Here is a 9,966-nt window from a genome sequence, read left to right as displayed (position 1 = left end):
GCGACGATCTCCAGTCCCGAGTCCCGCGCGGCCGCCGCGCGGAAGACGTTGCGTCCGATACGCCCGAAGCCGTTGATGCCGATACGCGTGGTCATGGATATGCCCCTCGTGTAGCGCTTCTGAGGTGGGTTTGACGCGCCGTTGCGCCGAGGTGTGATGCGACCACGCGCCGTGCAAGGAGCGGGGCCCCAAGATCGATCAGAAGCTTACATAAGTTAGCGATACATTTCCACGCGAACTCCACCCGGCGCGCACCGCTCAGCGGCTGGTGACCGAATGCGGCGCCGAGACATGGCCGAGAATGTGCGGCACCGCTTCGCGGAGCGTCACGAAGTGCCGGTGCACTCCGTCCACCGCGACGGCGCCGTTCACGCCCCACACCGTCATTCCCGCGCTCAGCCCGGACCGCACTCCGGAGGGGGCGTCCTCGATGACGAGGCAGTCCTCCGGCTCGGCGCCCAGCAGGGCGGCCGCCTTCAGGTACGGCGTCGGAGAGGGCTTTCCCTCGTCGACGGAGGCGGCGTCGACGATCACGTCGGGCGTCGGCAGGCCCGTCCGCGCGAAGCGGCCGCGCACGCGGTGCTCGTAGTTCGACGTCACCAGGGCCCACGATGCCGACGGCAGGTCGCGCAGCAACTGCGATGCGCCGTCGACGGCGGAGTAGACGCCCGACCGCACGTCCTCGTCCTCCAGCTCGTGCAGCAGGGTCAGGCACTCCTGTGGATCCTGGTCCGGGGCGACCTCCGTGAAGGTCTCGGTCGGCCTGGTCCGCAGAGCCACCTGATACACCTCATCGGCGTCCAGCCCGTACCGGGATGCCCAGGTCCGCCAGATCTCACGCTGGTTGTTGACGGCGTCGATCAGGGTTCCGTCGACGTCGAACAGGACGTATTTCGCACGAGCCTGCCGCTCGGAGTAGACATTCACTCAATTGATCATGCCACGTCCCGTGCGGGAGAGCAGGGGTGCGCCCGGTTTTGGCGTGATCAAATAGCCCCGTATCCGCCCTAGTCGCCTTTCTGTTTCCCTGTCAAGAGGGCGGCTCCGGAATGGCGCGATCCATTCGTGCGGTGTAGGGGTCTTGGCCAGCCGCGCAAGTAAACTCGCCTTGCAGGTCGAATCGCACATGGATAGGGGCGTATAGAAAACTCCACGGAATCTTCCAAAAAGGAGGAAATGGCACGTGCAACTCGTCAAGCGAGCGTTGGCAACGCTCCGCGTCCTGTCTGCCGCCGAAGGCGGGGTCACACTCACGGATCTGGCCCACCAGCTCGAAGTACCGCTCAGCAGCATGCACCGGATCGCCGCGGTTCTCGAAGAGGACGGCTGGCTCAGCCGTTCCCCCACGAACCGCCGCTTCTTCCTGGGGCGCGCGGCGGCTCAACTCGCCAGTGAAGAGCACCCGGAACCGTCGCTGACACGTCCGCACGATGTTGTTGAGGAATTAAGGAGCCGGACCGGTGAAGCGGTATTTGTCACCGAGATCCTTGATGAGCACGTAGTGTGCACGGCGCTGGCGGAGGCGTCCCGGCCGGTCGCTTTGTTCGCCCAATTGGGACAGCGTATGCCTCTGCATGCGGCCGCTTCGGCACGCATACTGCTGGCGTACCAGAGTGATGCGGTGGCGCGTCGAATGCTGGCCGACCAGCCGTTTGTCTCGTTCACGAAGGAGACTCCGCGGACGGTCGACAGGGTCATGGAGCGTCTCCGTCTCATACGGCGTCGCGGCTATGACGTGTCGGAGGCCCACATCGACGACGTCTTCGTGGCGACCGCGCCCGTCCGGCTGTCGACGGGGCGCGTCCGTGCCGGCCTCGCGCTCGCCGTGCCCTACGCCCGGCTGTCGTCGGACGCGCACGGCCAGGACCTGATCGACGCCGTTCTGGAGGCGGCCGCCGACATGTCGTCAGACCTGGGCTACGGGGGCGGACGCGACGCGTCGGAGGGGCCTCGGTTCTGTCCGGTTCCGCCGCCGGTACGGGAACGAGCCGGACCCAAGGCCTGCCTCACGTTGGGGTAGGGGACGAGCCGTTCGGCTTCTCGTGCGGTCTCATGCGGCGTGGCTGCTGAGGCGACCACCGAGCTCTGCGGAGAGCGCCTTCGCCGTCGACATCACGTGTGAGCGAAGGAAGTTGATCGCCTCGCGGCCACCCACATGGATGCCCGCGGTTGCCACGGAGACGGTGGCCACGACCCGCCCCCCGCCGTTGCGGACGGGTGCGGCGAGAGACCAGATCCCGGGGTCGAATTCGTCGTACGAGACTCCGTAGCCGTGCTCGCGGATGAGCGTCACGTGTTTGATCACCTCTTCGATGCTGCGCGGAGTGCGCGGCCGGAAGGGAGTCAATTCGGTTGCCGAAAGGAGGCGGGAAATCCTGGGGCGCGACATGTCGGCCAACAGCACCCTGGCTTCGGCCGTGGCATGCAGCGGCAGGTGACGGCCTGCCTCGGTCTGCGGATCCACCTGGTTCTGCCCGTCGCGGCGCAGGGTGCACATGGCGTGGGTGTCGACGAGCTCGGTGAGGAGTGCCGTGGTACCGGTCAAGTAGGCGAGATCGGCGAGCGGTTGTTCCGCCCAGTCGGCAATGGAGAAGGGCTGCCGGGTCGCCATGCCGACATCCGATGCGGAGGGGCCGACGAAGTATTTGCGGCTCGCGCGGTGCCTGCTGACAAATCCTTCGTGCTCGAGCACGGAGAGCAGGCGGTGCATGCTGGCGCCGGGGACATTCATCACGTCGCACAACTGCTGCATCGTGAGTCCCTCTTTGTACTGGGTCAGATGGACGACGACCTGGAGAGCTCGTTTGACGAGTTGCACTGATCCCCCTTTGTCTGTCCCGTACACGCGCCATAGTGCCGGTTTTGTTCGGTGGTGCTGTGGCGTCGTTCGGCGACGTGGACCAGTCTCAGCGTCAGGGCATCGGGAAACAAGACCCACTGCTCTCATCCGCAACACATCCCACGCCGGTGGCGGCATGTGTCGCGTGCTCTCGCATAATTCCCTCTCGTACAATTCATGCCATTTCGGATAAATGTCAATACGGAGTCAGTGCTCCTGTTGCCCCTTCTGCGGAATCCAATACGGCCGCCAACGTCTCATGGCTCGGCAGGATCGAACGGGTCTCCGCTGCAGCGTCGGCTCTGCCTTCGAGGAGGTCCATGAATCTGTCCCACTGGGCCGCCAGGGGTTCGCTCCGACCTGAGCAGTCCAGTCGTTCCGCAACCCGGTCCTGGCTCGAGTAGACGGTGACGGACGGATTCAGAAGATCCGCCACGATGGTCCTGCTTCGTTCGGATATCGTGAGACGGCGGGCCCGCGTGGATGAGACCCTGCTCGCCGACAGGCCCGCGGTGCGGCCACCCGAGAACTCGAGCACGGTCTCCACGGTGTCCTCCCCGATTCTTCCCTCGTCGCTGTGGCGCCCGGTGACGGCGTCCACGATTTTCGGGGTTCCTTCGTCGAAGATGCCGAGGACGATGTCGACGTCATGCACCAGCAGATCCCACGAGACACCCGCGTGCATACGAGGCGAGTAACTTGAGGCCCGGTGCGTGTGAACAGCGCTGGGGGATTCCGCGCGGGACAGCGCGCCGAGGACCGCCGGATTGAACCTCTCGATGAACCCGCACATCAGCGGAATGCCGCGGTCGAGCGCCGCGTCGACCATCTCCTTGCTTTCGTTGAGGCTCGCGCTCAGGGGCTTCTCCACGAACAGCGGGATGTTCTCGGCGAGCACGTCCAGGGAAATGCTGCGGTGCTGGTCCGTAGAGGAAGCGACGATGACGGCGTCCACGCCGGACAGGTTCTCGACCGCCGGCATCCAGTCGGCGCCGAAACGCCGTGCCAGTCTGCGCCCCCGGTGCTCTGCGGGGTCCACCACGGCCACCAACTCGCAGCGGGTGCTTTCGGCGATGATTCTCCCGTGGTGGCTCCCCATGGTCCCGGCTCCGACGAGAAGGACACGGGGGAGGGGCGCCCCGGTCATGCGAGAAGAGCCGCTCGGGTCTCGGCAATGACGTGATCCAGATCGGAGTCCGTAAGCCGAGGATGCACCGGCAGGGAGAGAACCTCCGACGTGACCTTCGATGCGACGGGAACCTCGGCCGACACCACCTGGGGGTGGTTTCGGTAGCACTCGTAGTCAAAGACGAGACGGGGATAGTGGATGCTCGAAGCCACGCCGCGACCCGCCAATGCCGAGCACAGCTCGTCTCGTGTGCAGGAGGCGTCCTCGGTGACACGGACCGTGTACTGATGCCACATGTGACGGCCTCCCTCCGTGGGCCGGGGAAGCACAAGGCCCGGTATTCCTGCCAGTCCGCGGGAAAGCTTCTCGGCGTTGTGGTTCCGCTGTTCGGAGATCGCCTGAAGACGATCGACCTGTGAAAGCCCGACCGCTGCGTGGATGTCGGAGAGACGGTGGTTTCCGCCGACGCAGGAGTAGTCGTAGCGGCCACGCATTCCCTGGTTCCTGAGCAGGCGGGCGCGCTCGGCGATGCTGCTGCTCTCCGTCGTGATGATCCCCCCTTCTCCGGCGGTTATGTTCTTGGTCGCATACAAGGAGAAGCAGCCGATTCCGAAACTCCCGGCGGACCTGCCGTGGAGCGTCGCACCCAACGCCTGGGCAGAATCCTCCACCACGGCGAGCCCTCGCTTCAGCGCAAGATTCTCGATCGCCGCCATATCCGCCATCTGCCCGTATAAACTCACGGGCAGCAACACCTTGGTCCGATCGTTCACACAGTCTTCGATCAGCACAGGGTCGATATTGAAATCATGTGGCCGAATGTCCACGAACCGGGCTGTGGCCCCACTGGCGAGGATGGCGTTCAGGGTGGCCGCAAAGGTGAACGGAGACGTGATGACTTCGTCCCCCTGTTTCAGGTCCAGAGCCTCCAGGCCGATGGAGAGCGCCGCCGACCCGCTGCTCACCGCCACCGCGTGCTCGACGCCGACGATCTCGGCAACGGCCCGTTCCAGCCGCTCCACCATGGGCCCCTGGGTTATTTGCCCGGATTTCAGGACCTCAAGGACCAGAGGCTCCGCAGCCTGTACGTCAACAGAAACCAGCTGTATCAACGGATACTCCCTGAAGGCGAGATATGTCATCCGAACATGTCCAGGAGTTCACAGGGAGTCTCGCACCATTCTGGAGTAATGCTCCAGAATGGGTACCTCCGGAGGGATCAGATCAGCCGGCAGGCTCTCGATGGGGAAGAGTTTCGCCCTGGTCACTTCCGAGGGATCCAGCTGGAAAGACCAGCTGCGCGCCGTCGCCGTGTACACCGTTGTCACGTTGAATACCTGATCGCCGTTCGGATAGCGAAAATATTGGTCGGGACCGGAGAAGACATGCATCAACTTCAGTTCGTCGATCTCCAGACCGGTCTCTTCCCTCACCTCGCGCCGTGCGGCGTCCTCAAGGGATTCTCCCGGGTCCAGGAACCCTCCGGGCAGTCCCCAACCGCCCGTGTCCGCCCGCTCCAGAAGGAGTACGTGGCGAGGGGAGTCCACGACGATGGCGGCAGCCCCGGGCAGGATGAGCGGGCGTGTACCCACCAGTTTTCGCAATTCTGCGATATAGGTCATCGAAGATCCCCTGACTGGTCGAACCGCGACAGGAGATAAGGCTAACAATGGCGGCGGGCCGCTGTACAACGATTCGTCCGCCGCCGAATCCCCCGTTTTCGTCCTTGCTGTTTGAGTGGCAGAGCCCCTTGACAATCCGTCGGCTGCGGTAATCATGGGTGAACTGGCCGCACTTACCAGAACGAGACGGGGTACCCTCGTGAATGACGTGCAGTCCCAGGAATACATTTCCGTGGATCAGGCATCGGAGCCCCATGTCGGGCCGAGCACTCTCAGGCGCATCGTAGCGGCGTGGCCTCGACGGGCCACCATCCGTACGGACATGACGGCTTTCATGCAATCCGAACCGCAGACCACAGGCCGTACGGACTATCCGGCGCATCTCGTCCCGTTCGCCGAGCACCCGGTCTTCCTCGAAGCTCCTGAAGAATCCCGTCAGCTCGTGAATACATTGGCCTGGCAGGCGTACAACGCCCGTGTGATCGCGGCAGAGGAGCACGTCGCCAACCCGACATTCGAAATGCTGGCCCATGGAGTGTTCCCCGGTGTCGACCGCTACGAGGTCAAAGAGGCGATTCAGCAGTCGCACATAGACGAAGTCTGGCACACCTATATGCATATGACGGCCATGCGGCGCACGAAAGAGGCGCGCAACCTCACCGCGGAGCCCGACTACTCACACCCGGTGACGAACAGGCGCCTTTTCGACCTGGCCGCCGGGTACAGCGAGAAATGGGAACGGGACATACTGTTCCTGGTGTGGACGGTGGTCGGCGAGCTGCACATCAACAATTTCCTGGAACTGCTCGCGCGTGATCGGACGATTCAGCCCATGCATGCGCTGGTGGCACGACTGCACGCCAGGGACGAAGCCGCGCACGGGCCGATCGTGGCGGACATCATGAAGGACATCTTCGCGCACCTCAACAAAGAACAGCGCGAGCTGTTCATCCGCACACTGCCCGACGCGATCGTCGCCCTGGGAGCGGAGGACTACGGGATCTGGTCCGACATCCTCGACTTTGTCGGGATCGCTGGTTCGGCGGAGATCCTGGGCGACACGCGCCGGCAACCCGGTGCGGAACTGATGCTCACGGATTTCTCGACGGTAGAGCGTCTGGTCCGTGAGCTGGAGATCGAGGACCGCGTCGCGTACGACTTCTCGGCGTCCGGTCACTGAGGCGGGCGGGGCGCCGGCCTCTTCGGCAGGGGCGGGTCGGCCCGGACCCGCTCGATCTCCGCCGTGTTCCACAGACCACCGAAGCGAGCGGCCCGACCGCAGTGGTAGTACGCCTGCTCCACGTGGACGAGCGTTCCCCAGCGGAACTCGCCCTGGCCGGTCTCGCCGAGCGACAGCTGCGACCAGAGCGGGTCGGTGCTGGCGATCGGCTGCGCCGTGCCGTTGACCCTGGCGGTCTCCGGCATCCCGGGAAGGAGGAAGAGCAGCCCGATCCCCTGGCTCTCGCCCAGATTGCACAGCGTCTGGTGCAGCCGGTTGCCGGACTCCTCGGGGATGAACAGGGTGCGCTCGTCCAGGACCCGTACGAACCCCGGCGCTCCACCGCGCGGTGAGGCGTCGCAGTTGCCCCGCCCGTCGGACGTGGCGAGGACCACGTACGGAGACAGCGCGATGAACCGCCGCAGCCACTCGTGGAGCACCGGCGACAGCTTGTCGCGCACCCGGTCGAGCGGCGGACCTGAACGCGCGGTCACGAGCGTGTGCACCGGCACGGCGGCAGGCGCGGGGCTGGGCACCCCACCGTTCACGGCAGCATCACCGCCCCTCCGTTGACGCCGATGGTCTGGCCGGTGATGTAGCCCGCGCCGTCGGAGACGAGGAACGCGACCGCGTCCGCGACGTCCTGCGGCCTGGCCACCCGGCCCAGGGGGATCTCACGTCCCTCGGCCGCGAAGCCATCGGCGTCCAACCCGGGCTGGGCGGTCTCCGTCACCCCCGGCGCGACCGAGTTCACCGTGACTCCGTGCCCGGCCAACGCGCGCGCCAGCGACTTGCTCATGGCCACCAGGCCGGCCTTGCTCGCGGCGTAGTGGACGCCTCTGGGCGAGCCCTTGAAGGCCGCGGTCGAGGCCACGTTGACGATGCGTCCGCCGGCGCGCGGGACCATCCTGCGCGCGGCCTCCTGCGCGCAGAAGAACGCGCCCTTGAGGTTGGTGTCGAGGACCAGGTCCCAGGTCTCCTCGTCGAGGTGCAGCGCCTCGGCCCGGGGGAAGACGCCCGCGTTGTTGACGAGGACGTCGAGGTGCGTCCACCTGCGGTCGAGCCGGGAGAACAGGTCGCGGACCTGCTCGCGGTCCCTGATGTCCGCATCCAGGAACCAGCAGCCCGCGGGCAGTTGCTCCCTCTCGCGCTCCTCGGCGGGCCGCGCCACCGACCCGGTCGCCGGAGGCCGGTTCACGGCGACGTGCGCGCCGAGGCCCGCCAGGGTCGTCACCACCGCCCTGCCGATGCCGGTGCCCCCTCCGGTGACCAGGGCCGTCCGCCCGGCCAGCGGCATGTGAGCGCTCATGGCCCCTCCTCCACCTGGCGCCGCACCTCGTCCAGCACCCGGTAGACGTCCAGGCAGGCGGACAGCGGAGACGTGCTGGGCAGGCGGTGGACGACGGAGTGCTGGAAGGAGGCGAGAGCCGTCGCGTAGCCGGTGCGTCCGTAACCGCCGCGGCGGCTGGGCCAGTCGTGGCGCAGCGTCTCCTTGCCGTCCAGGACCCCGCTTCCCGGGGCGTCGGACGGCCGGCTGAGGACCAGGGTGTTGTGCTGGTCCAGGACGCCCACGACACCCTCGTCCGTGATGAACTCGCAGCGGTATTCGAGGCGGTTGGAGAAGTTGCCGATCTGCAGCGCGGCGGTGCGTCCGTCGGCGTACGAGAGGAGAATCCGGATCGCGCACCGCCGGTCGTCGATGACCGTCCGGTACGCGGCCACCCCGTCCGGCGGGCCCATCTCCCTGAGCGCCATGTCGACGACATGGGTGCCCAGCCCCTGCAGCAGGCTGTCCACGATCGTCGCCGCGCCCCAGACCGGGCTGGTCGGCTTGGCCGAGACCATGCGCGCCTCGAAGCCGCGCAGGCGGCCATGCCGGCTCAGAGTCCCGCGCAGGGCGCGGTAGGAGTCCCCGTAAGGGAAGTTGAACCCCACGAACGCGATCGCGCCGCCCGCCGCGTTCCGCTCGCCGGCGATCAGCTTCTCCAGCGCCTCGGTGTCCGGCGCGGGCGGCTTCTCGACGAAGACGCTCACCCCGTGGCCCAGGGCATGCTCCACCACTTCGGCGTGCAGGGCCGGGGACGCGGCGACGATCAGGGCATCGACCTCACCGGAGGCGACGAGCTCCCGCCAGTCGTCGGTGCAGCCCGCCGCGTTCCAGCGGTGCGCGGCCGAGGCCGCGGCCGTGAGACCGCGCGCCGCCACGGCCACCAACCGCGCTCCGTCGAGCCCGGACAGGGCGGGCAGCAAGTTCTCCTGCGCGTGGTTGCCGGGGCCGATGAGCCCGTAGCGCAGGGGCTCCGGTCCGGGCGCAGGTGGATGCAGGGGCATTCAGATGATCCCCAGTTCTTCGAGCCTGCGGCACCAGTAGTGGTACTTCTCCTTGGTCATCTGCCGCTCGGCGCGCCGCTCGGAGGACTCCCGGTCCTCGCCGACCCGCCAGAACATCGTGCCGACCTCGGCGGTCTCGGGCTCGACCTCGGACAGTTCACCGCTGCCGTCCGCACCGTCCGCCCGCAGGCGAAGGGCCTCCTCCCGGCCGCGGGCCTCCTTGAACATCACGGGGGCCCGCTCCTTGACGGGGTTGCCGCGCAGGACGAGCGAGATGGTGCCCAGCTCGGTGAACGGCGTGGAGTGCAGGGCGTTGTGGTGGATGGTGAAGCAGTCTCCCGCCCGGTCCTCGTGCAGCATGACCGGCTGGACGTCCTCGGGCAGCGTGTTCTCGTCGAAGCCGCCCCGGGCCACGTAGTTGCGGTGCAGATACGTGCCGCGCAGGACGAGGTTGGTGAACGAGAACCGGTGGTTGTGGGCCAGCTGCTGCTGGTAGTCGGTGGACATCCGCAGCCTGATGCGCAGGCCCTTCTCGACGTCGTCCCAGAGGACGATCTTGTCCTCGACGACGTCCTCCTCGCACTTCGCCCACAGGTAGGGGTCGTGCTCGACCGCGAACAGCAGTCGGCGGAACAGGGCCTTGTCCGCGGCGAACTCGCGGATCAGGGGTTGGGTGAGCGCGGCTACGGCCGGCAGGTCGTCCCAGTCGATCTTCTCGATGTTCTCGAACAGTTCCACCCGGGTGTTGCTGACGTGGACCCGGTCGGCGGTCTCCATGGCCATGTGCTGCTTCCTCCTGTCTAGGACCCGGTGCGTGCGGATGCCC

12 protein-coding genes are annotated in these 9,966 nt (G+C 66.5%); 2 read left to right on the top strand and 10 right to left on the bottom strand.

The window, feature by feature from the left end; genetic code table 11:
- Together ACZ4D5_RS41570 and ACZ4D5_RS41565 are read right to left on the bottom strand one after the other, a co-directional pair.
- On the bottom strand, positions 1–95 hold a 95-nt coding region (locus ACZ4D5_RS41570), incomplete at its 3' end, for a glyceraldehyde 3-phosphate dehydrogenase NAD-binding domain-containing protein (RefSeq protein ID WP_467774488.1).
- A 163-nt stretch (positions 96–258) separates the two neighbouring features.
- The gene (locus ACZ4D5_RS41565) at positions 259–927 is read right to left on the bottom strand and encodes an HAD family hydrolase (RefSeq protein WP_467777713.1); all 669 of its coding nucleotides are present in this window, start codon (positions 925–927) and stop codon (positions 259–261) included.
- Between the two features lie 256 nt (positions 928–1,183).
- On the opposite strand from ACZ4D5_RS41565, the gene ACZ4D5_RS41560 reads away from it, so the two are divergent.
- A complete protein-coding gene (locus ACZ4D5_RS41560; RefSeq protein ID WP_467777712.1) occupies positions 1,184–2,020 on the top strand; it encodes an IclR family transcriptional regulator in 837 nt (278 codons plus the stop codon).
- 30 nt (positions 2,021–2,050) lie between these two features.
- On the opposite strand, the gene ACZ4D5_RS41555 is transcribed toward ACZ4D5_RS41560, so the two are convergent.
- The 4 genes from ACZ4D5_RS41555 to ACZ4D5_RS41540 form a co-directional block, all read right to left on the bottom strand.
- Positions 2,051–2,818 (bottom strand): IclR family transcriptional regulator, encoded by a 768-nt coding sequence (locus ACZ4D5_RS41555; RefSeq protein ID WP_467777711.1) that lies wholly within the window; start codon positions 2,816–2,818, stop codon positions 2,051–2,053.
- A gap of 217 nt (positions 2,819–3,035) precedes the next feature.
- Positions 3,036–3,986, bottom strand: a complete 951-nt coding sequence (locus ACZ4D5_RS41550) for a Gfo/Idh/MocA family protein (protein ID WP_467777710.1) — start codon at positions 3,984–3,986, stop codon at positions 3,036–3,038.
- Positions 3,983–5,110, bottom strand: coding sequence for a DegT/DnrJ/EryC1/StrS family aminotransferase (locus ACZ4D5_RS41545; protein ID WP_467777709.1), 1,128 nt, complete (start codon positions 5,108–5,110; stop codon positions 3,983–3,985). Before ACZ4D5_RS41545 ends, ACZ4D5_RS41550 begins: the two co-directional genes overlap by 4 nt.
- Before the next feature lie 18 nt (positions 5,111–5,128).
- Positions 5,129–5,590, bottom strand: a complete 462-nt coding sequence (locus ACZ4D5_RS41540) for an NUDIX hydrolase (RefSeq protein ID WP_467777708.1) — start codon at positions 5,588–5,590, stop codon at positions 5,129–5,131.
- Positions 5,591–5,789: 199 nt separating this feature from the next.
- Between ACZ4D5_RS41540 and ACZ4D5_RS41535 the strand changes: the two genes are divergently transcribed.
- Positions 5,790–6,770 (top strand): diiron oxygenase, encoded by a 981-nt coding sequence (locus ACZ4D5_RS41535; RefSeq protein ID WP_467777707.1) that lies wholly within the window; start codon positions 5,790–5,792, stop codon positions 6,768–6,770.
- Here ACZ4D5_RS41535 and ACZ4D5_RS41530 read toward each other — a convergent pair.
- The 4 genes from ACZ4D5_RS41530 to ACZ4D5_RS41515 are packed head-to-tail and all read right to left on the bottom strand — an operon-like array spanning position 6,764 to position 9,923.
- Positions 6,764–7,357: a pyridoxamine 5'-phosphate oxidase family protein gene (locus ACZ4D5_RS41530; protein ID WP_467777706.1), complete on the bottom strand. Its 594-nt coding sequence runs from the start codon at positions 7,355–7,357 to the stop codon at positions 6,764–6,766. The two genes, ACZ4D5_RS41535 and ACZ4D5_RS41530, sit on opposite strands and share 7 nt — an antisense overlap.
- Positions 7,354–8,118 carry an SDR family NAD(P)-dependent oxidoreductase gene (locus ACZ4D5_RS41525; protein WP_467777705.1) on the bottom strand — a complete coding sequence of 255 codons (765 nt, stop codon included), beginning with the start codon at positions 8,116–8,118 and terminating at the stop codon, positions 7,354–7,356. The genes ACZ4D5_RS41530 and ACZ4D5_RS41525 overlap by 4 nt, the downstream gene beginning before the upstream one ends.
- The gene (locus ACZ4D5_RS41520) at positions 8,115–9,140 is read right to left on the bottom strand and encodes a Gfo/Idh/MocA family protein (RefSeq protein ID WP_467777704.1); all 1,026 of its coding nucleotides are present in this window, start codon (positions 9,138–9,140) and stop codon (positions 8,115–8,117) included. The genes ACZ4D5_RS41525 and ACZ4D5_RS41520 overlap by 4 nt, the downstream gene beginning before the upstream one ends.
- Complete coding sequence (locus ACZ4D5_RS41515) at positions 9,141–9,923, bottom strand: hypothetical protein (protein WP_467777703.1); 783 nt, start codon at positions 9,921–9,923, stop codon at positions 9,141–9,143. It lies immediately after the preceding gene.
- Between the last annotated feature and the right edge of the window lie 43 nt (positions 9,924–9,966).

This window comes from Streptomyces sp. NPDC025651, from assembly GCF_055558735.1.
This window is presented reverse-complemented; position numbering and strand designations above follow the sequence as displayed.

Bases quoted from the DNA above. Each gene is read 5' to 3' on its own strand.
- ACZ4D5_RS41550 (WP_467777710.1), bottom strand. From the start codon at position 3,986: ATGACCGGGGCGCCCCTCCCCCGTGTCCTTCTCGTCGGAGCCGGGACC.
- ACZ4D5_RS41545 (WP_467777709.1), bottom strand. From the start codon at position 5,110: ATGACATATCTCGCCTTCAGGGAGTATCCGTTGATACAGCTGGTTTCT.
- ACZ4D5_RS41540 (WP_467777708.1), bottom strand. From the start codon at position 5,590: ATGACCTATATCGCAGAATTGCGAAAACTGGTGGGTACACGCCCGCTC.
- ACZ4D5_RS41525 (WP_467777705.1), bottom strand. From the start codon at position 8,118: ATGAGCGCTCACATGCCGCTGGCCGGGCGGACGGCCCTGGTCACCGGA.
- ACZ4D5_RS41520 (WP_467777704.1), bottom strand. From the start codon at position 9,140: ATGCCCCTGCATCCACCTGCGCCCGGACCGGAGCCCCTGCGCTACGGG.
- ACZ4D5_RS41515 (WP_467777703.1), bottom strand. From the start codon at position 9,923: ATGGCCATGGAGACCGCCGACCGGGTCCACGTCAGCAACACCCGGGTG.